The organism is Corynebacterium sp. HMSC034A01, assembly GCF_001838175.1.
In the GTDB taxonomy this organism is placed as follows: domain Bacteria; phylum Actinomycetota; class Actinomycetes; order Mycobacteriales; family Mycobacteriaceae; genus Corynebacterium.
Genome location: NZ_KV835958.1, coordinates 1 through 21,451 on the forward strand (window position 1 = coordinate 1; position 21,451 = coordinate 21,451).

Genomic DNA, 21,451 nt, shown 5'->3' on the forward strand with positions numbered 1-21,451 from the left:
CGGCTGCGTAATGTTCTGCCGGTTCTGCGGGAATATCCGATTGTTTTTGGTTATTCTGCGGCCGCAGAATGGGAGATTCGGCGGGGGACCGGAGGACGTCGATAGGCGAGGGGCTCTGCGCGCTACGATTGCGCACATGACTGACTCTTCAATGCGCGTACGTTTTTGCCCGTCACCAACTGGAACCCCGCACGTGGGCATGGTGCGCACGGCACTGTTCAACTGGGCGCAGGCGCGCCACTCCGGCGGCACGTTTGTGTTCCGCATCGAGGACACGGATGCCGCGCGTGACTCGGAGGAGAGCTACCAGGCGATCATCGAGTCGCTGGAGTGGCTGGGCCTGACCTGGGACGAAGGCATCAACGTCGGTGGCCCGCACGAGCCGTACCGCCAGTCCCAGCGTTCCGAGATTTACACGGACGTGCTGAACAAGCTCATTGAGGCCGGCGAGGTCTACCCGGCGTACTCCACCAACGAAGAGGTCCAGGAGCGCCACAAGGCTGCTGGCCGCGACCCGCAGCTGGGCTACGACAACTTCGACCGCGACCTGACGCAGGAGCAGATCGACGCGTTCGAGGCGGAAGGCCGCAAGCCGGTGTGGCGCCTGCGCATGCCGGACCAGGACTGGACCTGGAACGACCTTGTGCGTGGCGAGGTGACGTTCAAGTCCGAGACGCAGCCGGACTTCGTGGTCGCTCGCTCCAACGGCGCGCCGCTGTACACGCTGGTCAATCCTGTCGACGACGCGCTGATGGGCATCACCCACGTCCTGCGCGGCGAGGACCTGTTGTCGTCCACCCCGCGCCAGATGGCGCTGTACGAGGCGCTCAAGCGCGTCGGCGTCGCAGAGTTCACCCCGGAGTTCGGCCACCTGCCGTTCGTGATGGGCCAGGGCAACAAGAAGCTGTCCAAGCGCGACCCGGAGTCCAACCTGTTCAACCACCGCGACAACGGCATCATCCCGGAGGGCATGATCAACTACCTGGCGCTTTTGGGCTGGTCGCTGTCCGCGGACCAGGACATCTTCAGCGTCGACGAATTTGTCAAGGCCTTCGATGTCAACGACGTGCTGGGCAACCCGGCCCGCTTCGACCAGAAGAAGCTCGAGGCCATCAACGCCGACCACATCCGCCTGCTCGATCCGGAGGACTTCCGCGACCGTCTGCGCGCGTACCTGACCGAGCACACCGACTTCCCGGAGGACTACCCGGCGGACAAGTTCGCTATTGCCGCGGACCTGGTGCAAACACGCATCAAGGTGCTGTCCGAGGGTTACAACCTGCTGAAGTTCCTGGTCACCGCCGACGAGGACCTGGAGCTGGACGAGAAGAGCGCGAAGAAGAACCTCAAGGACACCGCCATCGAGCCGCTAGACGCCGGTATCGCCGCGCTGGAAGCGGTGGAGGAGTGGACCACGCCCAACATCGAGGCGGCGTTGAACAAGGCGCTTATCGACGACCTCGGGTTGAAGCCCCGCGTCGCGTTCGGTGCCCTGCGCGTCGGCGCTACCGGCGCTGCAGTGTCGCCGCCGCTGTTCGAGTCTATGGAGCTGCTCGGCCGCGAATCCACGCTGAAGCGTCTGCGCGCGGCACGCGAGGTAACCCCATACCAGGCCGCGGAGTAGTTACAACGCTGTTGTTATAGCGCAATAAAGGCCGCCGCGATTTGTGCGGTGGCCTGCGGATTTGGTTGCTTTAGCTATCCATGGTTATAGTAATCCACGTTGTTCAGCAGACAGGCGCAACACCGAGAGGGAAAGCGCAGGTCAGACTGGAAAACGATGGCCTATGGTGTAATTGGCAACACAACGGTTTCTGGTACCGTCATTCTAGGTTCGAGTCCTGGTAGGCCAGCTGCAGAGCTTTTTAGTTCTGTGTCCTAATGCCCCGTTCGTCTAGCGGCCTAGGACGTCGCCCTCTCACGGCGGTAACACGGGTTCAAATCCCGTACGGGGTACAAAGCAAAACCTCCAATCCAGTTTCTGGGTCGGAGGTTTTTCGCTTCCGGTACTGTGATCGCATGGTGTGGAAGTTGTCGTCGCTGTTCAGCGGTGAAATTCGTCAAAGTGGGTCCAGTCTCATCGATGCGTTCAGTGTTCCAGCTGCGGCGTCGAGCCTGTCTTCTTCGATTCCGCTGCTCGCGGTTCCGGCACTGTTTCTCGCGGTGCTAGGCGGGGGAGTATTCGGTGCGCCGCTGTATGAGGGGATGAGTGGCACCGGGTCGTCGTTAAGCAATGGCTCCAGCAACGTCGCCGACACCTTCCCGGATCCGGACGCGAAGCCCGCGACCCTGAAATCGGTGACGCACATAGAAAACGACGTCTATGAGGTCGTCGTGTACTCGCCCTCCATGGATAGGGAGGTCAAAAACGAGGTGATCCTGCCCGGCGGGCCAGATAACGACGCCCCGCGGCCGACGCTGTATCTGCTGATGGGCGCGGACGGTGCCGCCAACGGCTGGTCCTGGCGCAACTCCTCCGACTACCAGGAGTTCTTCCAGGACAAGCTGGTCAATGTGGTCACCCCGATCGGCTCGGTCTCTTCGATGCAGGCCGACTGGTACCGCGAGGACAAGGCGACTGGCCGCAACAAGTGGCTCACGTACTTCACCAAAGAGCTGCCTCCGCTTATCGACGAGCATTTCCACGGCACCGGCATCGACGCGATCGCAGGCATTTCCATGTCGGGCGGGCCCGCCCTAAACATCGCGTCCCTGGAACCGGAGCGGTTCGCCGCCGCGGCCTCGTACTCCGGATGTCCGGCCACCTCCGGCGTGCTCGGTGACACGTACGTGCGCCAGGCCCTGAAGCTCAACGGGGCGGATCCCCGCAAGATGTGGGGGATGTCCTCCGACCCGGCGTGGGCGGCGCACTCGCCCGTGCTGCACCTGGAGGCGCTCGAAGGCACAAAGCTGTTTGTCTCCGCGGCGCAGGGAGTGCCCGGTGCCATCGACGACACGAAGACCTCCGCTGAACGCATCGGCCCGCCCGTGGCGATCGAGGCGGCATCATATGCCTGCTCGGAATACTTCGTGGATAGAGCGCAGCGTGCAGGCTTGGACGTGCAGTGGTACCCGCAGGTAGAGGGCACGCACAGCTGGGGCCTGTTTGAGAAGTCCATGCGCAAAAGCTGGGGTGTAATCGGGCCGGCTCTTGACGTGCAACCGTTCGCTAGGGAGACCCCAGTGACGAAGACGCCGCTTCCTGACGAGGCGCCGCAGCCCGTCGGCGGGTCCTCGAGATCGAGTAGCTGACACGTGTTCGGCTACAGTTTCGGGTGTGAAACAACATTTTCGTCGCGGCGTATCTTTGTGCGCCGCAGTCGCCACCGTCAGTCTGCTCGTTGCCCAGCCCGCGCAGGCGGTGGAAGGTGGGGAAGACCTTGGGCTCGTAGATAGGCAGCACATGCCCCTGCGTTGAGTTCTGCGATCGCCACGATCTTCGGCTCCGGCGGGCTCGGATCCTCGCTCGCGGACGGGTTTGGGCAGCTGCGGCCAGGAACCCCGCCGATTGCGGTGCCGATCATCCTGCTTGGTGCGATGATGAGCGGCGCGTTGGGCGACCTCCTGTTCGGCCGCTACCTATTCGGCGGCAGCTCCGTGGCCGCCGAAGCGCTCGGCTCCAGCACCGTGATTGACCGAACGTTCCCGGATTCGGACGCGCCGCCCGCGCAGTTCCGGAAACTCGAGCACGTGCAAGACAACGTGTGGGTCCTTACTGTGTACTCGCCGTCCATGGGCCGAGAGGTCGAAAACGAGCTGATCCTGCCCGCCGGTGGACCGGAAAACACGACGCCGCGGCCGACGTACTACCTGCTCGGCGGCGCGGGCGGCGGCGAGAAAACTCCGTGGTGGAAAGACGGCGGCGCCTCCGAGTTCTTCGCGGACAAGCAGATCAACGTGGTCACCCCGCGCGGCTCCGTCGGCTCGCAGCAGGCCGACTGGGCGGATAAGGACCCCAAGCTCGGTGTGTACAAGTGGACCACCTACTTGACCAAGGAGCTGCCTCCGCTCATCGACGAGCATTTCCACGGCACCGGCCGCGACGCAATCGCGGGGCTATCCATGTCCGGCGGGCCGGCGCTGCACATCGCGGCGATGGAGGACCGCTTCGTCGCCGCCGGCACGTACTCGTCCTGCCCGTCGACCACAGGACTAGTAGGGCAGGCCTTCGCGTACGGCACCGTCAAGCAGTACAAGGGCGACCCGTCGAAAATGTGGGGACGGGCGTGGGACCGCGCCTGGGCGGCGCACTCGCCGGTGCGCAACGTCGAGGACCTCAAGGGCAAGACACTGTTCCTGACCGCCTCGCGCGGATTGCCGTCAAAGTGGGACGTGCCAGTGGAGGACTCGCCGGAGCCGCTGCTCGTGCCGGATGAGCAGCTGGCCTACACCTGCACCCTGCACTTCCTCTCCGAAGCACGGCGCAAGGGGCTGAACCCGGACTGGTACGAGTTCGAGGAAGGCACCCACAACTACGGGCTGTTTCGCCGAGAGCTGGTTGCAAGCTGGGAAACGCTGGGCCCGGCGCTTGGTGTTTCCGGCCTCTGACCAGGCGATTTGTAAGTTTGCGGTAGCGTCCTTTATCTTTAACAAGTCGCAAACAAGCGAGCGCGCCCCGTTCGTCTAGCGGCCTAGGACGTCGCCCTCTCACGGCGGTAACACGGGTTCAAATCCCGTACGGGGTACAAAGCAAAAGCTCCCGATCCGGACTCCGGGTCGGGAGTTTTTGCGTTGGTAGCCTTGGCGGGGTGACTTCCCTGGACTTCTTTGAAATCGACGTCTTCGCCACCGGCGCGTTCACCGGCAACCCGCTCGCCGTCATCTGCGGCGCGGATAATCTCAGCGACGAGCAGATGCAGCAGATTGCGTCGTGGACCAACTTCTCGGAGACGACATTCCTGCTCGAGCCGACGAATCTCGAAGCTGACTACCGGGTGCGCATTTTCACTCCGGTGGAGGAGTACGCTTTCGCCGGCCACCCCACGCTCGGCACGGCGCGCGCGTGGCTGGAGCTCGGCAACACGCCGCGCAACCAGGGCCGCGTGATTCAGGAGTGCGGCGTGGGCAACGTCGAGGTCCGCATCGAAGGCGACTCGCTTGCGTTCGCCACTCCGCCGCTCAAGCGCGACGACCGGCTCTCGGCAGAGGAAAAGGATGAGGTGTGCGACACCTTTGGCGTCGAGAAGCAATTGCTTGTCGACGCCGCCTTCGGCGACAACGGCCCCGGCTGGAAGCTGGCGCTGCTAGATGACCTGGACGCGCTGCGGGTGTTGGAGAAGCCGGCGGATAGCGACCTGAAGGTGGCGTTTGCGGCGCTGACGGGTGGGTCGGATCCGGCCTATGAGCTGCGCGCTTTCACGCCGACGTTCGAGGACCCCGTGACTGGCAGCGCGAACGGTGCGATGGCGCAGTGGCTGCGCGGGAGGGGAGATGTGCCGGCAGAGTACACGGTTTCGCAGGGCACGGCGCTCGGGCGCGACGGACGGGTGGAGATCACCGACGACGGGGAGGACATCTGGGTTGGTGGCCGCGCGCGGGTGCGGGTGCGTGGGACGCTGGACGTCGAGTAGAACGCGCGTTCGAATTGTGGGGTGGCGATGTCGGACGCGCTCGTATCGTGTGAAGCGTTCCCGGCAGAAAGGGGTCTGGCATGACCAATGCTCCCGTCGCGTCCCCGCGACTTATCAAAGCAATCAACACCGCAGCGTGGGCGCACCGTGACCACGTGCGCAAAGGCACCGACATCCCGTACGTCTCCCACGTTGTCGGTGTGATGCACCTCGTCTCCCAGGTCACCGACGACGAGGACGTGCTTATCGCGGCGCTGTTCCACGACATTTTGGAGGACGTGCCCGAAGAGTACAGCCCGCAGCGCATGGCCGAGGAGTTCGGCGACCGGGTGGTGGAGCTGGTGCGCGGGGTGACCAAGGACAGTTCGCTTTCCAGCTGGCAGGACCGCTCGGACGCCTATCTGGCGCACCTGCGGGAGGCAGACGACGGCAGCGTCCTCATCTCCGCCGCGGACAAGCTGCACAACCTGCTGTCCATCCATGCGGACCTCGATACGCTCGGCGACGAGCTGTGGGGCCGCTTCAACTCCGGCAAGGAGCGCCAGCTGTGGTGGTACCGCTCCGTGGCGGACCTGGTGCAGGAACGGCTGCCGGGAAATCCGCTGGGCGAGGAGCTGGCGCGCCAGGTGGAGCAGCTGGAGGCACGCAGCGCATAAGCTGGAGCGCATGCAAAATTCGGTGATGAAGGTAGCGATTATTGGCGCCGGCCCGCGCGGCCTGTGGGCGTCAGAAGAGCTCATGGAACGGGCGCGGGAGCGTGGCGCGGCTATCGACGTGACGGTGTTCGACGCCAAGCCGCTGGAGGAGTCCTCCGCGCCCGGGGCGTTTCGGGATTCGGTGCCGGAGGAGTTCATCCTTAATGCACCGAAGTCGATCGTGGAGACGAAACTCGGCCCGCTCGACCCGAACGATGAGCTTCCCGGCGATTTTCCCAGCCGAAAGCATGTCGGCGAGCACCTGGACAAATCGTGGCGCGCTCTCGAGAAGAATCTGCCGCCGCGCTGCAGTTTCACCCACCGAGTGGAAAACATCGAGATGGTCGAGCCCACCGACAGCGGGGTAGACGTGCTCGGCGAGCACTTCGACGAGGTGCTCATGGTCACCGGGCATGCGCATGACTGGCCCGGCTCGCTCGCGCATGCGGACCTCGGCGACCTCAAGGTGATTGCTCCCGTCTACCCGGCGTCGAACCTGGACGCGGTGAGCCCGGACGATGTTGCGTTGGTCCGCGGCGCGGCGCTGACGTTTATTGACGTGGTCAAGTACGCCGACGCGAAAGTCTTCTATCCCGTGACCCGGTCGGGCCGCTTCATGGAGGTCAAGGCGTACCTCGAAGGCGAGGCAAAGGAGGCCGCTGAACCGTCTATTGAGGCGGCGTCGCAGAAGATCCTCGAGTGCGAAGGCCTCGACGAGCTAGAAGACATACTCGCGGACTGTGCCACGGAGATCCTCCGCATCGCTGACGGCGACGGCGGGGAAGACGACATCCGGAAGGTGTTGCGCGGCGAAGACTTCACCGGTGACCCGGTGGCGGAGCTCCGCGCATCTGTCGCGGCGGCGCGCGGGGAACGCCCGTGGACGCCGGCCCTTGCGGTGGCGCTGGCTTTCCGCGACACCTACGACGCGGTGATCGACCGCGCCTCCTACGGCGGGCGCCACACCCTGGGCGGGAAGAACTTCGACGCCTTCGTGTCCACGCTGGAGCGCGTCGGCTTCGGCCCGCCGGTGGAGTCCGCGCAGATCATGCTCGAGCTTATCGACGAAGGCCGGATCCGCACCGAGCTCATCGCCCGCGGAGAAGAGGACCTCCGCGACTTGGCCGAGGAGGTTGGCGCGACCGTCGTCATCGACGCGGTGCAGGCGCCGCCCGGGATTGTCGAAGGCACGCTGGTGGGCAACTTGGTGGAGGCCGGAATCGGACTGCGCTACGCCGACACGAATGCGCTGCATGTGAAGCCGGACGCCACGCTCGTGGGGCAGGAACACCTCGCCGCGGCTGGCCGCATGAACGAGGGGCTGGTGCTCGGCCACGACACGCTGAAACGCACCAAGCAGCACGGCATTGAACGCTGGGCAGACCGCGTGAGTGCCGCTGCGGCAGAGCGCTAGAAACGGCTGCTGAAAGACACAGAACCCGCCACGGCGATCCGGGTGATCGCGGTGGCGGGTTGATTGTTTGGCGCTAGATGTTGAACTGCTTGCGGATGTCCTGGATCCACTGCGGGTGGACGTAGGACAGTGCCGCGAAGATCGCGCCCAGGACCGCGATCAGGATCGCCAACACGGTGAGGATGATGCCGCCGGTGCTGCTGCCGGACACACTGCCCGCGGCGTCCTTGTCAGTGTTTTGATCCTCAGCCGGCTCCTGCGGCTCGGCGTTCTTGGTGGTGACCTCCGGTTCAGCGCCTTTGGTGATGGTGGTCGGCACCTCAACCGTCTCGGTCTTCGTCACGGTTTCCTTCACCGTGGTCGGCATTTCCTTGGTCTTTTCCACCGTCTTGGTTGCAGGCGCGGTCTGCACGGACGTCTCGGTCACCGTGGCGGTGCCGACGGAGGTACTCGTCGTGGTGACCAGCTTCTCGGAGGTCTGCGTCGTGGTCACGACCTCAGGCGCCGGCTTCTCCTCGGTGGTCGGCTTCTGCTCGGTCGACGGCTTGGTGGTCTCTTCCGGCTTCTGCGCGTCCCTCTTCTGCAGCGTGACCTGGTCCACCACGTACGGGGTGTTGATGTTGTAGGTGGTCAGCTTCAGCTCGGTCGGGGAGACGTCGATGCTGGTGTAGTCCGGGTTGTAGTCCTGTCGCCAGCGGGCGGTGGAATCGTGTGCGAGGTCGCGGGCGCGCTCCTCGCGGACGTGCGGGTGCGTCTCGCCAGACTCGTCCTGGAAGTCGTAGTACTTGCCGCCGGTGGCGGTGGTGGAGGTCAGGTAAAGCACCTCGCCGTCCTCCGGGATCAGCACGTCGCCGGACTTGGCGGCGCCTTCCGGGATCACCGGATCGAAGCCGTTCATCAGGTGGGTGCGGGTGTAGATGTGGTCGTGGCCGCTCAGCACCAGGTCCACGCCGGCCTCGGAAAGCTTCGGCGTGAGCTGCTCGCGCAGGCGCACCACGTCGGAGTCGGTGTAGTGGGTGCCCTGGGAGAACGGGGCTTGGTGGATGCCCACCATTATCCAGTCCGCGTCGGCGCCGTTGGAGGCGATTGCGTCGTTGACAAACTTCGCGTGCGCCTCGATGTCCGCAGCGCTGGAGCGGTTGCCGTCGAGGCCGATGAACAGGACGTTGTTGTAGTTGAAGAAGTAGTTGGCGCTGGCGCCGTCTTCGTTGGGCAGGAAGTAGGTGTCCTGGAAATGGCGGTCTGGCGCGTAGGTTTCGTGGTTGCCCTTCAGTACCGCCAGGCGGTACTTCTGCAGGGCCTCCGGAGCGGTGAACTCCTCGAGCTGCTTGACCGGCGCGCCCCAGCCCTCAGCCTGGTCTCCCAGGTGCATGAGGAATGCGGAATCCGGGTGCTCGCCGGTGGCGACGTTGACCGCCTTGTTCCATGCCGCAGACTGTTCTGCGATCTTCGCGTCGACGCCGATCTGCGCGTCGGCCATGGCCAGGAAGTTCCAGGTGTCGGAATCGGTGCCGGTGGTGAAGGTGCGCTCCTCGCTCCAGCCGCGGTCGTCGTCGCCTACGCGGTAGACGTACTCCGTGTCCGGCTTCAGGCCCGTCATCGTCGCTTCGTGAGGGTAGAAGATTGCCGCGTTGTAAGGGCCGTGCGGTGATTCGACGCTGGTGACCTCGCCCGGGTTGTCCGCCGGCCAGTACTCCAGGTACTGCAGCTCGTTGGTCTTGGACTGCCACGCCAGGTTGGCCTCGGTGGCGTCGGAACCGATGCCGAGCACGATGCGGCTGATCTTGGTGTTGACCGCGTCGTCCTGGGCGGTGGCGTCGACGGCGACGGTCACCGGTGCGAACAGGGAGACAACGACGGTGGTGGCAACAGCGCTGCGGCGCAGGGAACGGTGGGTACGCAGGAGAGTCATGGTTGCCCACTTAAATCACCCGCTTTTAACAGGCGGTTACAAGTGATCGGACACCTCGGTGAATTGAAAATGAATTTCAGGTGACATTGGTCTGCTGTTCTTGCACCGGGCTTACTGCTGGTTGAAAGTTAGCTCCATGAGCTCAAAGTTCCGTGTCAATCGTCGTGTGTTCCTGCAAACTGTCGCAGCGGCAGCCGCCGCAACCGCCATCGGCACCGGCGGCGCCTACGCCGCGCGGCGCGGCACGGTGTCCACTCCGGAAGAACCGGCCCCGGCAAGCGAGTGGGACCTGCCGTTCCTCCACGGCGTCGCATCCGGCGACCCGTTGCCAGACCGCGTGGTGCTATGGACTCGAGTGACCCCGTCGCGCGAGGCGCTGCCGGGCTCCGGTCTCGGTGAGGATGTGGAGCTGGAGTGGCAGATCGACACCTCGGAAGACTTCACCAACCCGCAGACAGGCTCCGTGACCACCTTGGCGGATTCGGACCACACCGTCCACGTCGACCCGGACGGCCTGGAGCCGGCGACGGAGTACTTCTACCGCTTCATCGTCAAGAGTGGCGAGTTCGAGGGTGCGACCTCCCCGGTCGGCCGCACCCTCACAGCACCGAAGGAAGACGAGAGCCTGGACAACCTCAACCTGGCCATCGCCTCCTGCGCGAACTGGGAGTCCGGCTTCTTCGCCGCATACGGCGACATGGCGCAGCGCACCCGCGCAGGCGAGATCGACCACGTGGTCTTCCTCGGCGACTACATCTACGAGTACCCGACCGGCGAGTACGCCGGTAAGAGCGGTGTCGCGCGCATGCACCACCCAGAGTGGGAGATCACCACGCTGGAGGATTACCGCCAGCGCCACGGCCGCTACCGCACGGACCTCAACCTGCAGGCCGCGCACGCGGCGTGCCCGTGGATCGTCATCTGGGACGACCACGAGACCGCCAACAACAGCTGGTTCGAGGGCGCGGAGAACCACACCGACGGCCGCGTGGAGGGCGAGTGGCCGGAGCGTCTGAGTGCCGCGAAGCAGGCCTACTTTGAGTGGCTGCCGGTGCGCGCGCAGTCTGCTGGCGAGGAGCAGCTGCTCTACCGCAGCTTCAAGTTCGGCGACCTGGCGCAACTGACCATGATGGACCTGCGCACCTACCGCGACGCGGAGACCACCGGCGCGAACTTCGCCAACGACGACCGCACAATGCTGGGCAAGCAGCAGTTCGATTGGGTGGCGCAGCAGCTGCAAGAGTCCACCGCGCGCTGGGATGTGCTGGGCAACTCGGTGATGGTCTCGCCGATGCGTTTTGTCACCATCCCGGACAACGAGAAGGCCAACATCGCGGCCGGCTACATGAAGGAGCGCGCGACGGGCATTGCGGTGAACTCGGACCAGTGGGACGGCTACGCCGCGGAGCGCGACCGCCTGCTCACCATGTTGGACGAGCAGGAGTCGAACGCGCTGTTCCTCACTGGCGACATCCACTCGGAGTGGGCGAACTCGATCGCTTCGCCGTCCGGCTTCGGCGAGATCGGCTGCGAGATGGTCACCACCTCGATCTCCGCACCCAATGTGGACGAGATCCTCACCAGCGCCTTCGGCACGTACCACAAGGAGGACAACTCCACGTCGCTGCTGGTGGAGCAGGCGATCCGGGACGCGAACCCGTGGGTCAGCCACATCGATTTCGACGCGCACGGTTACGGCGTGGCCAGCATCCACCGCGACTTTGTGGACATGCTCTACTACCGCGTCTCGGATGTGGAGGACCCGGACGCTTCCGTCAGCTTGGGCGAGCAGCGCCAGTGGCGCATCGGCGAGGGGTTCGTCGAGGCATAAGCTGCTTATCGACGACGGCCGCGACATCTGGGTGGGCGGGCTGGTCACCGCGCGCGTGCGCGGCACCATCGAGCTGTAGGGGGCGGCCTACGTCATCATCACCTTGGTCTGGGCGACCGCCTCGTCCATGCGGCTGATCGCGTGGTGCAGCCGGTGGCGCAGCCAGAGGCCGAGGAAGAGGAAGGGCAGCGCGAAGAGGACGAGGATGCCGAGGTCTCGCCAGAAGTCCCAGCCGTAGGTGCCGAAGACCGCGGCGCGCATAGCGCGGATCGAGTAGGTCGCGGGCAGCCAGGGGCTGATCGCCTGCGTCCAGCCCGGCAGCAGCTGCAGCGGGTAGGCGCCGCCCGCCGCCGAGACCTGGAGCACCAGGATGAGCACGCCCACGGCCTTGCCGGCGTTGCTCAAGGAGAGCACCAGCGTGTAGCAGATCAGGTGGAAGACCAGGCTCGAGACCCACCCCGCCACGAAGAGGAGGAAGGGGTGCGCGGGCTCGATGCCCACGTAGACGATGAGCCCCGCCATGAGGAGCGTGGATTGGGCCAGGCCGGTGGTCACGAACGTCAGGTAGCGGCCAAAGTACTTCTGGCCCGCGGTGAGGCGGTCGGGATCGACCACGTTCTGTTCGATGGAGCGATCGTCCGTGCGCACGGCCACCGACGTCAACAGGGCGCCCACCCACAGGGCGAGCACCGTGTAGAGCGGGGCCATGCCGGCGCCGAAGCTGACGCGGGGGAAGACCTCCTTGCGCTCCACCTTGACTGGGTCGACGAGGGCGTCGGCGAGCACTTCCGGGTGGCTGGAGACGAGGTCGGCCAGCTTCGTCAGGTCCCCGCTCGAGCGCGCCTGCGCGATCGACTGCTGCGCCTCCTGCATCCTCGCCGCGTTGGCGCGCAGGGATTCCGCCGTGTCGCGCAGGTCCGCACCGGAGGCTGCGAGGGTGTCGCGCAGCGAGCCGGGCCGGTTGGCCAGGGCAGAGGAGACGCCGTCCATGTCCGAGCGGGCCTTGTCGACGTTCGCCCGGACGTTGTCCAGCGAGCCCGACAGCGCCTCGAGGCGCGGGCGGATCCCGGTGTCGTAGGAATTCTTGGCCGAGTCCATCGCCTCGCGGGCCCGGGCGATCGAGTCCTCGATCTCCTGCCGGTCCGCGTTCTTCCCGTCCCGGCCGCCCTGCCCGGTGGTGAGGCGCGCGGCGGCGTCGTTGAGTCGGTCGCGCACGGCCGTCTGGCGGGCGATAGCGTCGTTGAGGTCGCCGACCACCGCGCGCACCCCCGGTTGGGCGTCGGGGGGAAGCACCGGGGCGACATGCCCGTTGATGGTGTCGCGCAGCGCCGTGTACTGCTTCACCTGGACATCGATGCGCGCGGCGATGTCCGTCAGGTTCGCGGCGGTGGCCTGGGAGGTGGCGGAGGAGTCCGCCAGCAGCTGGTCGACACGGTCGCTCACGGCGGCGAAGCTTACCGACGTCGCCCCCAGCGCCGCCGCAAGCGCCGCGCCGTCTCCGCCGAGGCTCGCCCCGGTGACCCCGAAGTCGACGGGGCGGACCTGCCCGAGGGAGTCGCCCAGCGCCCCGGAGATCCGCTCGGCGCTGTCGACGAGCGGCACGCTCGACTCGGTGAGCGAGGCGAGCGCGTCCACGGTGCTGGCGCTGGAGAGCAGCTGGTCGCGGACGCTGGCGGTGCGCGTCTCGATGGAGTCGAGTGCCTGCTTGGTCTGCGCCTCGTTGAAGAAGTCCGAGGTCGTCTCGATCAACCCGAAGGACACCTCGGCGAGGACTCTAGTAAACGACGCGCTGATCTGGGTGCTGACGCCCTGCGTGCCGCTGGAGATGAGCAGCGGGGAGATGGGGTTCTTCTTCTCGTTGACGTAAAGGTCGATGCGGCTGGGTTCGGCGTTTCCGGCGTAGAAGGTGAACATGTCGTCGCTCAGCGTGGGCGGCAAGACGATGGCGGCGTAGTACTCACCGGACTTCGCGCCCTCGATGGCGTCGTCGGCGTCGGTGATGACCCAGTCCATAGAGTCGTCGCGGTAGAGCTGGGAGAGGACCATGTCGCCGACGTTGACGGCCAGCGGGGTGAGATCGCTCGTGTGGCCGCGGTCGGTGTTGGCTACCGCGACCTCGAGGCGCTCGGTGTTGCCGAATGGGTCCCACGCGGCCAGCACGTTGAACCAGGCGAAGAGGCAGGGGATGGCGATCAGGCCGACCATGACGATGCCCGCCATGACGTTGGTGTAGAGCCGGCGCAGATCGTTGTAGGCGATGGAGAAGACGGTTCTCACTTGGTGTCCTCGCTTTCGGCGTCCGCGGGCCCGATGGTGACGCTGGTGCCGGCGGAGTCGTGGCGGTGGATCACGGCGTCGCGCAGCTCGGCCTCGCCGAGGCGCGAGACCTGTTCGGCGTCGACGAGGCTCTGCGTGAAGTACTCCACTGCGCCGAGGTAGAGGGTGATCAGCAGCGACCAGGCGACGACGATGGCCAGCATGATCGTCTTGTCGGTGGGCAGGAGCATGGTGAGCAGGGTGATGATGGCGATGCCGACAACGCCCACGACGATCCCGCCGAAGATGAGGGTGCGGTAGTTCTCCCGCAGCATCCGCGCCCGCTTCTCGACGCCCCCGCGGAACTCATCCCGGTCCGACAGGGCGGCCATGATGTCGGACGCGCGGTAGGGCGAGCCCATGACCTCCACCTTCTCGTTGGTGATCAGGTTCGTGCGCGCGAGCTGGCGGTTGAACAGGAGGTTGGCGTGCGAGGAGGTGAGTCGGAACAGCCACCCCAGGGCGAAGGCCGCGGCGGACATGGCGAGAAGCGCCGCCATGAAGCGGAGGTAGTGGTGGCCGTAGAACCCGGCGATGGTCTCGCGCATCGCGTCGATGCCGTAGCGGAAGGGGAGGAAGGGGTAGATGTGGCGGAAGAAGTCGGGCATGAGCTCGATGGGGTAGAGGCCCGACGCGCCCGGGATCTGGATGACGACGAGGAAGACGGCGATGCCGCGGCCAATGTGGCCGAGCGCGGAGACGATGGAGTAGATGATCCCCGTGTAGGCGACCCCGATGGCGATTGCGGTGGCGAGAAAGGCCGTGACGGACTGCATCTGCACCCCGTAGGCCACGTTGCCGAGCGTCACCACGACGGCCTGGAGCACCGAGAGCGTGGCGAAGAGGAGGAAGCGGCCGAGGTAGGCCTGGCCGACGGTGAGGCGGCGGAAGCCCTCGGTGTCGACCTCGACGCGGAAGATGATCGTTAGCACGAACGCGCCGATCCACAGGGCCAGGTTGGTGAAGAAGGAGGCCATGGAGCTGCCGTAGTTCTCCGTGGGGAAGACGTCCTGCTGCTCGACGGTGACGGGCGAGGAGATGTACTCGCCGATCTTCGCGGAGTTGAGGTTCGTGACAGTGTTGAGGGCCTTCGAGTCGGAGGTGGCCAGGAGGGCGTTGATGTCGGACTGGGCGGAGCGGGCGCCGTCGGCAAGCGTGCCGAGGTTGCCCGAGACCTCGTCGAGGATGCCGAGGCTGGCCGCGAGCTGGTTGTCCACCCCGGCGAGCAGGGAGGTCGTTTCCTCGCGCAGGGCACGCTGGCTGCTCAGCGCGCCGCGTACGGAGGCGACGCTGCCGGAGGCCTGCGCGAGCGAGGCGTTGATCGCGGGCACGGACTCGCCGAGCTGCGTGCTCGCGTCGCGCGCTGCGGCGTTGGAGTTGGCGGTTGCGGCCTCGAGGGAGTCGCCGAGCTCGCCTATCGACGCCAGCGCGGCGCCGGCGCTGCGGTCCACGTTGTTCAGGCCGTCGAGGACGGCGCGGGAGGCGGCGGTACGCTCCTCCAGCGCGCTGGCCGCGGCGTCGAGCTGAGCGCGGACCTCGGGCGATAGGGCCGCCCCGGCCGACATGGCGTGCAGCTGCGCGGCGGCGGATTCGCCCTGCTTGACCACGCCGTCGACCTCTCCGACGGCGGAGCGCACCCGCCCCTGGGCGGTGCCGAGCTGGCCCGTCGCCTCCGCGATGGAGGCGCTGGCGGAGGCGGCGCCGAGGCTGAGCGCGTTGGTGGACTCGGCGAGCGCGGTCGACGTGTCGGCGCTGAAACCGGCGGAGGACTTCTGCAGCTCGGCGATGATCCCCTCGGCCTCGCCGAGGGAGGAGTCCACGGACACGAGGGTGTCGTCGACGGAGCCGACGAGGGTGTTCAGCTCGGCGACGACCGGGCGTGCCCCGCTGATGCTCTGCTTCATCGTGGCCACCCGCCCCTGGGCGGCGTCGAGGTCGGCGGCGATCTGGCCGAAGCTCCCGGAGGCCTTGCCTCGGGCCTCCTCGGCGTCATCGCGCGCCGCGAACCCCTTGTTGCGCAGCTCGGTCGCCGCGGCCTCGCCGACCTTCTTCTTGAAGGCCTCGGACACCGCCGTGTGGACGGCGGAGGCGCCAGCGTCGGTGATCGAGGGGGCGACGCCGTTGCTCTTCTCGTTGACGTAGTACTCCAGCACCGGCTGCGTGTAGGTGCCGCTGACCAGGCTCAGCAGGTCCTCGCTGAACTCGGGAGGGATGAGGAACATGGCGTAGTAGTCGCCGCGCATGAGCCCGTCGCGGGCCTCGTCCTCGGGGAGGAACACCCACCCGATCTCGTCGTTGCCCTTGAGCTGCTCGGTGATCTGCTCGCCGACGTCGACCTCGCCGACGCGTTCGGCGGAGGCGCCACGGTCGTTGTTGACCACCGCGATGCGGATGTTCTGGGTGTGGGAGTAGGGGTCCCAGAAGGCGTTGATGTTGAACCACGCGTAGAGCGCGGGGATGATGAGCACGCCGACGATGATGATGAAGGCCCGGGGAACGCGCAGCAGGCGTTGAATGTCCCGTACAAGAATCTGCCCGCTCTTTCTCACGTGGCGAGCGTACCCTCCAATGGAGCGTTAAGGGAAACGCCCCGCGGCGGCCCCGCCGGCCCGAAACGCATAAGCTGGCGTTCATGCTTTCCATTATCCTTGGGCCTGCCCGCCGCCATGGGCGGCACGCCCCTCGTTTACCTTCCCCAACTCGGCGGCGGGAACGCCAAGGTCTGGGCCTAACTGCGGCGGAAGATCCGCTTGCCCCGCGGTGTGGCGGCGGGAGACCTCGTCGCGCTCCCGAACACCGCTGGGTACTTCATGCACATCCTGGAGAGCGCGTCGCAGCAGATCCCGCTGGCGAAGAACGTGGTGTGGCCCGCGGGGTGCTTGGACGACATCGACGTTCGCTGAGGCCCGTTGGCGCCCCCAGCACCAGGCCGGAGCTCGGCTAGAGCTCGGCGCTCAGCCGAGCGGTGGCGTCCTTGAGCGCGGCGCCCCACTTGGCTGCGGGGCTCGGTCCGAGCCGCTCGGCCGGGCCCGAGACGGACAGCACGGCGGCGACGCGGCGGTCTGGCCCGAACACCGGCGCGGAGACCGAGGCGAGCCCGACTTCGCGCTCGGCGACGGATTCCGCGAGCCCCGTGTCGGTGACGGTGGCGAGCTCGTCGGCTGGAAAGGCGGTGGTGTCGATAAGCGAATAGGCGGCGAAGACGCGGGCGGCGGAGCCGGCGGATAAGGTCAGGTGGGAGCCGACCGGGACCACGTTGTGCAGGCCGCTTTCAGGTTCCTCGGCGGCGATGCAGGTGCGCGTGGTCCCGGTGAGCTGGTAGAGCTGGGCGGACTCGCCGGTGGTCTCGACGAGGTCGCGCAGCACCGGGGCCGCGGCCGCGAGCAGCTTCGGCGACGGCCCGCCGGTGTAGCTGGGCAGTGCGGGTCCGAGCGACCATTCGCCGCGTTCGTTGCGGGCGAGCACATGGTGCACCTCGAGGGCTGTGGCGATGCGGTGTGCGGTGGCCCGGGGTAGCTCGGTGGCGTCGCTGAGCTCTGCGAGCGATTTGTCGCCGCTGGCCACCGCGGCCACGATTGCTACTGCGCGGTCGAGCACTTTGATGCCTGATCCTTCGTTATACTGTCTCACAGTTCGAATCCTACCATCTCATTATGTGGGAAGGCGGGGAGGAAACGCGAAGGAGTTTGCTATGGCGGATAGACCGTTAACGTTGGCAGAGAAGGTGTGGCGCGACCACGTGGTCAAGCAGGGCGAAAACGGCGAGCCCGACCTCATCTTCATCGATTTCCAACTCCTGCACGAGGTCACCTCGCCGCAGGCGTTCGAGGGGCTGCGCTTGGCCGGGCGCACCATGCGCCACCCGGAGCTGCACCTGGCTACCGAGGACCACAACGTGCCCACCGAGGGGATCGTCTCCGGCCAGCTCCTCGAGATCGCGGAGCCGACCTCGCGGACCCAGGTTGCCACGCTGCGCGAGAACTGCGAGGAGTTCGGCGTGACGCTGCACCCGATGGGCGATGTCAAGCAGGGCATTGTGCACACCGTCGGCCCGCAGCTGGGCATCACCCAGCCGGGCATGACTATCGTCTGCGGTGACTCGCACACCTCCACCCACGGCGCGTTCGGATCGATTGCCATGGGCATCGGCACCTCCGAGGTGGAGCACGTCATGGCCACCCAGACCCTGCCACTGAAACCCTTTAAGACCATGGCCATCGAGGTCACCGGCGAGCTGCAGGAAGGCGTCACCGCGAAGGACCTGATCTTGGCGATCATCGCAAAGATCGGCACCGGCGGCGGCCAGGGCCACATCATCGAGTACCGCGGCGAGGCCATCGAGAAAATGTCCATGGAAGCGCGCATGACCATCTGCAACATGTCCATCGAGGCAGGCGCGCGCGCCGGCATGGTCGCGCCCGACCAGAAGACCTTCGATTACGTCGAAGGCCGCGGGTACGCGCCAACGGGCGCCGACTGGGACGCGGCAGTGGAGTACTGGAAGACGCTGCCCACCGACGAGGGCGCGACGTTCGACTCCGTGGTGGAGATCGACGGCGCGTCGCTTACCCCGTTTGTCACCTGGGGTACCAACCCCGGCCAGGGGCTGCCGCTGGGCGAAAACGTGCCGGACCCGGAGGACTTCACCGACGAAACCTCCAAGCAGGCCGCCGCCAAGGCACTAAACTACATGGACCTGACCCCGGGCACGCCGCTGCGCGACATCGCCATCGACACCGTGTTCCTCGGCTCGTGCACCAACGCCCGCATCGAGGACCTGCGCGCCGCCGCCGAGGTGGTCAAGGGCCGCACCATCGCAGAGCACACCCGCATGTTGGTGGTGCCCAGCTCCACGCTGGTCAAACAGCAGGCGGAAGAGGAAGGCCTGGATAAGATCTTCACGGACTTCGGCGCCGAGTGGCGCACTGCCGGGTGTTCGATGTGCCTGGGCATGAACCCGGATCAGCTGCAACCGGGGGAGCGGAGTGCGTCGACAAGCAACCGCAACTTCGAAGGCCGCCAGGGCCCCGGCGGGCGCACCCACCTTGTCTCCCCGCTGGTCGCCGCAGCGACCGCTGTCACCGGCCACCTTGCTAGCCCCGCAGACCTGTAAAGGAGCACTCAGATGGAGAAATTCACCACCCACACCGGTGTCGCTGTGCCGCTGACGCGCTCGAACGTGGACACCGACCAGATCATTCCTGCGCGCTACCTCAAGCGCGTCTCCCGCACCGGCTTCGAAGACGGCCTGTTTTCCAACTGGCGCGAAAGTGAACCCGGATTCGTGCTCAACCAGGACGCCTACAAGTCCGGCTCCGTGCTGTTCGCCGGGCCCGACTTCGGCACCGGCTCCTCTCGCGAGCACGCCGTGTGGGCGCTGATGGACTACGGCTTCCGCGTCGTGTTCAGCCCGCGCTTCGCCGACATCTTCCGCGGCAACTCCGGCAAGGCCGGGCTGTTGGCCGCGAACCTGCCGGAAAGCGACATCGAGCTGATCTGGAAGCACCTGGAGCAGCACCCGGGCGAGACCGCCACCGTGTCGCTGGAAGACCGCACGGTCACCGTCGGCGACAACACGTTCGTCTTCGAGGTGGACGACTACACCCGCTGGCGCCTCATGGAAGGCCTCGACGACATCGGGCTGACGCTGCGCGACGAAGACGCCATCGAGGCCTTCGAAGCGAAACGGCCGGCGTTCAAGCCGGCCGTGCGTTAAGCGCTAGTCCTGCGCCGCTTCCTCGTCGAGGCGCTGGGTGACCTCCGGCGCGAACTCGGTGAGGAAGTCGCGCGAGGCGGCCACCACGCCCTGGATGCCGGTGAGGATGTGGGACTCGAACTGGTTGTCCGTGTACTCCCAGTGGCCGGGGAGGCTGTAGGCCACGCCCAGGGCGGTGATGCCGCGCTCCTCGTCCTTGAGCGCGGTGACGGTGGGGTAGGCCTTGGTGTAGTTGTACTGCTCGGCCCAGTTGCGGATGTCCTCGTAGCGGTCCGCGCCGATGGAATCCACCGCGACCGAGGAGATCACGTTGATGTTCGGCGCGATGTGCGCGATTTCCAGGCCGATGCGGGCGAAGCCGGTGCGGATGGCAAACTCGCTCGCCTCGTCGTACTGCCAGCCCTGCTTGGCAAAGACGTCCTTGACGCGCTGGATGGACAGGGGCTTCAAAGTGTCGTTGCTCATTGGTGTTACGCCTCCTTAGCGCCGTCGTTGAAGGATTCTTCGCGGCCCGGGAAGGTCGCGCGCAGTTCGCCGGCCACGTGGTGGATGGCGGAGAAGAAGTACTCGCACATCTCGCGCAGCTGGGTGTCCGCGAAGCCGTCGCCGGAGAAGAACGGCGCCTCCATGATCGCGATGGCGGTGCCATCTTCGCGCTTCACCGGGTGCACGCGCACCAGCGGCAGGGTGCGGTTTGTCACATTCGCGAACTCGCGAAGCTTCTCGACGTCCTCCGGTGCATCCACAACCGCCATCCACCTGGACGTGGCCTTAAAGCCCTCGCGTTCGACCTCGAAGAAGACCACCAGGCCGGGAAACGCGGTGCGGACCTCGCCGCCGTCTTCGCGGAAGTACTTCAGATCCATGCCTTCCAGGGTGGAGGCGATGCGTTCCTGCGTCACCGGCGGGAATGCGGTGGGGGTGGGGGAAGTCATGTGAAAAATCCGTTCCTTTCTTTTCAGCTACAGCACGGGCAGTGCGGACGGGACGTAGTCGGCTCCGGTGAGCTGGCCGCCGTGGAAGCTCAACACCCACACGGAGCCCTTCTTCGCGCGGATCTCCTTGTCGATGGGAAGGGTGCCCTGCGCAGACAGCCAGGCGATCATGCCGGGGATGACATCGCCCTGGGCGCAGACCACGGAGGTGCCGCCCTGCTCGATCACCTCCGTGAACGCGCGCTGCGCGCCGACCATGTCGGACAGCCACGCCTCGTCGCCGAAGCGCTCGTCTACGGCGACGTCGATGCCCAGCTCGTCCGCAAGCGGGGCGACGGTGGTCTGGCAGCGCTCGGGCGCGGCGGAGTAGATCCGCTCAGGTGCAAACGCGCTGAGCAGCGGGACCAGCATCTCGGACTGGCGGCGGCCCTTCTTGTCCAGCGGGCGGTAGTTGTCGTCGCCCGACCACTTCTCGCGGTCGTGCGCGCGGGCGTGGCGCACATACAGCACGCGCGCGTCCGCCGGGGTGCCGAAGCGCTTCTGCGCCTTGCGCAGCACCTGGCGGTCTAAGTCGTAGGTCATCAGCTCGCAGGCATCGTCGATAGGCAGCCAGCGGATCTCGTCCACCTCGTCGTTAGGTTCGAACTCGCCGCCGATGACCTCGCCTGTCCAGTAGTAGACCACCTTTGTGGTCTTCTTCACCGGGTAGACGGTCTTGCCCAGAAGCTTGCCCAGGCGCACGTCGAAGCCGGTTTCTTCCTTGATCTCGCGCACCGCGGTCTGCACCAGGGACTCGTCCGGGTCCAGCTTGCCCTTGGCCAAAGACCAGTCGTCGTAGTGCGGGCGGTGGATGCACGCCACCTCCAGCGAGTCAGGGTTTTTCAGGTCGCCGCGCCACAGCACCGCGCCGGCGGCAAGCGTGGTGCGCTTGAACTCGCTTTGCGGATGGTTGGGGATTTCCTGCAGGCGCCCGGTGAGGAACATCTCGCCGCGCGTGTCCTTGTCCTGCTCGTGCAGTTGGCGGTCGTCATTTGGCATACGTTCCATTGTGTCGCAGACTCG

Annotated in this window: 16 protein-coding genes, 3 tRNA genes and 1 pseudogene; 13 read left to right on the plus strand and 7 right to left on the minus strand. The window is 66.2% G+C overall.

Translation table 11 applies throughout. The features are described 5' to 3' along the window. Positions 1-136: 136 nt before the first annotated feature. The 9 genes from gltX (at position 137) to HMPREF2791_RS05425 (ending at position 7,679) form a co-directional block, all read left to right on the plus strand. A complete protein-coding gene (gltX, locus tag HMPREF2791_RS05385) occupies positions 137-1,624 on the plus strand; it encodes a glutamate--tRNA ligase (RefSeq protein WP_083327910.1) in 1,488 nt (495 codons plus the stop codon). A gap of 157 nt (positions 1,625-1,781) precedes the next feature. Beyond that, positions 1,782-1,853: transfer RNA gene (locus HMPREF2791_RS05390), tRNA-Gln, on the plus strand. 30 nt (positions 1,854-1,883) lie between these two features. After that, positions 1,884-1,956: transfer RNA gene (locus tag HMPREF2791_RS05395), tRNA-Glu, on the plus strand. Between the two features lie 63 nt (positions 1,957-2,019). After that, positions 2,020-3,252, plus strand: coding sequence for an alpha/beta hydrolase (locus HMPREF2791_RS05400; RefSeq protein WP_083327911.1), 1,233 nt, complete (start codon positions 2,020-2,022; stop codon positions 3,250-3,252). 162 nt (positions 3,253-3,414) lie between these two features. Then, on the plus strand, positions 3,415-4,548 hold the full coding sequence (locus tag HMPREF2791_RS05405; RefSeq protein ID WP_246825447.1) for an alpha/beta hydrolase: 1,134 nt from the start codon (positions 3,415-3,417) through the stop codon (positions 4,546-4,548). A 64-nt stretch (positions 4,549-4,612) separates the two neighbouring features. Continuing rightward, positions 4,613-4,685: transfer RNA gene (locus tag HMPREF2791_RS05410), tRNA-Glu, on the plus strand. Positions 4,686-4,748: 63 nt separating this feature from the next. Then, the gene (locus HMPREF2791_RS05415) at positions 4,749-5,570 is read left to right on the plus strand and encodes a PhzF family phenazine biosynthesis protein (protein WP_246815257.1); all 822 of its coding nucleotides are present in this window, start codon (positions 4,749-4,751) and stop codon (positions 5,568-5,570) included. An 80-nt stretch (positions 5,571-5,650) separates the two neighbouring features. Beyond that, entirely contained in the window at positions 5,651-6,226 is a 576-nt protein-coding gene (locus tag HMPREF2791_RS05420) for an HD domain-containing protein (protein ID WP_070844664.1), read from the plus strand. 10 nt (positions 6,227-6,236) lie between these two features. Beyond that, the gene (locus tag HMPREF2791_RS05425) at positions 6,237-7,679 is read left to right on the plus strand and encodes an FAD/NAD(P)-binding protein (RefSeq protein ID WP_070844665.1); all 1,443 of its coding nucleotides are present in this window, start codon (positions 6,237-6,239) and stop codon (positions 7,677-7,679) included. A gap of 73 nt (positions 7,680-7,752) precedes the next feature. Here the strand turns inward: HMPREF2791_RS05425 and HMPREF2791_RS05430 are convergent, their stop codons facing one another. Then, positions 7,753-9,591, minus strand: a complete 1,839-nt coding sequence (locus tag HMPREF2791_RS05430) for a purple acid phosphatase family protein (protein WP_070844666.1) — start codon at positions 9,589-9,591, stop codon at positions 7,753-7,755. A 136-nt stretch (positions 9,592-9,727) separates the two neighbouring features. On the opposite strand from HMPREF2791_RS05430, the gene HMPREF2791_RS05435 reads away from it, so the two are divergent. After that, on the plus strand, positions 9,728-11,422 hold the full coding sequence (locus HMPREF2791_RS05435; RefSeq protein ID WP_070844667.1) for an alkaline phosphatase D family protein: 1,695 nt from the start codon (positions 9,728-9,730) through the stop codon (positions 11,420-11,422). An 87-nt stretch (positions 11,423-11,509) separates the two neighbouring features. Here the strand turns inward: HMPREF2791_RS05435 and HMPREF2791_RS05440 are convergent, their stop codons facing one another. Beyond that, a complete protein-coding gene (locus HMPREF2791_RS05440) occupies positions 11,510-13,699 on the minus strand; it encodes a YhgE/Pip domain-containing protein (protein WP_070844668.1) in 2,190 nt (729 codons plus the stop codon). Beyond that, positions 13,696-16,287, minus strand: coding sequence for a YhgE/Pip domain-containing protein (locus HMPREF2791_RS05445; RefSeq protein WP_083327912.1), 2,592 nt, complete (start codon positions 16,285-16,287; stop codon positions 13,696-13,698). Before HMPREF2791_RS05445 ends, HMPREF2791_RS05440 begins: the two co-directional genes overlap by 4 nt. 183 nt (positions 16,288-16,470) lie before the next feature. Here HMPREF2791_RS05445 and HMPREF2791_RS11835 point away from each other — a divergent pair. Continuing rightward, positions 16,471-16,641, plus strand: a pseudogene (locus HMPREF2791_RS11835) (Y4yA family PLP-dependent enzyme); the annotation flags it as partial. 37 nt (positions 16,642-16,678) lie between these two features. Here the strand turns inward: HMPREF2791_RS11835 and HMPREF2791_RS05450 are convergent. Then, positions 16,679-17,368: an IclR family transcriptional regulator gene (locus tag HMPREF2791_RS05450; RefSeq protein ID WP_070844669.1), complete on the minus strand. Its 690-nt coding sequence runs from the start codon at positions 17,366-17,368 to the stop codon at positions 16,679-16,681. A 61-nt stretch (positions 17,369-17,429) separates the two neighbouring features. Between HMPREF2791_RS05450 and leuC the strand changes: the two genes are divergently transcribed. Then, positions 17,430-18,851 (plus strand): 3-isopropylmalate dehydratase large subunit, encoded by a 1,422-nt coding sequence (leuC, locus tag HMPREF2791_RS05455; protein ID WP_070844670.1) that lies wholly within the window; start codon positions 17,430-17,432, stop codon positions 18,849-18,851. Positions 18,852-18,863: 12 nt separating this feature from the next. Continuing rightward, entirely contained in the window at positions 18,864-19,454 is a 591-nt protein-coding gene (gene leuD, locus HMPREF2791_RS05460) for a 3-isopropylmalate dehydratase small subunit (RefSeq protein WP_070475613.1), read from the plus strand. A gap of 3 nt (positions 19,455-19,457) precedes the next feature. Here the strand turns inward: leuD and HMPREF2791_RS05465 are convergent, their stop codons facing one another. From HMPREF2791_RS05465 to HMPREF2791_RS05475, 3 genes are read right to left on the minus strand one after another with little or no spacing between them, the layout of a single operon-like run. Beyond that, entirely contained in the window at positions 19,458-19,919 is a 462-nt protein-coding gene (locus HMPREF2791_RS05465; RefSeq protein ID WP_070475610.1) for a hypothetical protein, read from the minus strand. A 5-nt stretch (positions 19,920-19,924) separates the two neighbouring features. Continuing rightward, a complete protein-coding gene (locus tag HMPREF2791_RS05470; RefSeq protein ID WP_070844671.1) occupies positions 19,925-20,389 on the minus strand; it encodes a YbjN domain-containing protein in 465 nt (154 codons plus the stop codon). Between the two features lie 27 nt (positions 20,390-20,416). Next, positions 20,417-21,427 carry an NUDIX hydrolase gene (locus HMPREF2791_RS05475; protein WP_070475604.1) on the minus strand — a complete coding sequence of 337 codons (1,011 nt, stop codon included), beginning with the start codon at positions 21,425-21,427 and terminating at the stop codon, positions 20,417-20,419. Positions 21,428-21,451: the final 24 nt, after the last annotated feature.

Coding starts and splice junctions, on each gene's coding strand:
- gltX (WP_083327910.1), top strand. CDS start 137: ATGACTGACTCTTCAATGCGCGTACGTTTTTGCCCGTCACCAACTGGA.
- HMPREF2791_RS05400 (WP_083327911.1), top strand. CDS start 2,020: ATGGTGTGGAAGTTGTCGTCGCTGTTCAGCGGTGAAATTCGTCAAAGT.
- HMPREF2791_RS05420 (WP_070844664.1), top strand. CDS start 5,651: ATGACCAATGCTCCCGTCGCGTCCCCGCGACTTATCAAAGCAATCAAC.
- HMPREF2791_RS05425 (WP_070844665.1), top strand. CDS start 6,237: ATGCAAAATTCGGTGATGAAGGTAGCGATTATTGGCGCCGGCCCGCGC.
- HMPREF2791_RS05430 (WP_070844666.1), bottom strand. CDS start 9,591: ATGACTCTCCTGCGTACCCACCGTTCCCTGCGCCGCAGCGCTGTTGCC.
- HMPREF2791_RS05435 (WP_070844667.1), top strand. CDS start 9,728: ATGAGCTCAAAGTTCCGTGTCAATCGTCGTGTGTTCCTGCAAACTGTC.
- leuC (WP_070844670.1), top strand. CDS start 17,430: ATGGCGGATAGACCGTTAACGTTGGCAGAGAAGGTGTGGCGCGACCAC.
- leuD (WP_070475613.1), top strand. CDS start 18,864: ATGGAGAAATTCACCACCCACACCGGTGTCGCTGTGCCGCTGACGCGC.
- HMPREF2791_RS05465 (WP_070475610.1), bottom strand. CDS start 19,919: ATGAGCAACGACACTTTGAAGCCCCTGTCCATCCAGCGCGTCAAGGAC.
- HMPREF2791_RS05470 (WP_070844671.1), bottom strand. CDS start 20,389: ATGACTTCCCCCACCCCCACCGCATTCCCGCCGGTGACGCAGGAACGC.
- HMPREF2791_RS05475 (WP_070475604.1), bottom strand. CDS start 21,427: ATGCCAAATGACGACCGCCAACTGCACGAGCAGGACAAGGACACGCGC.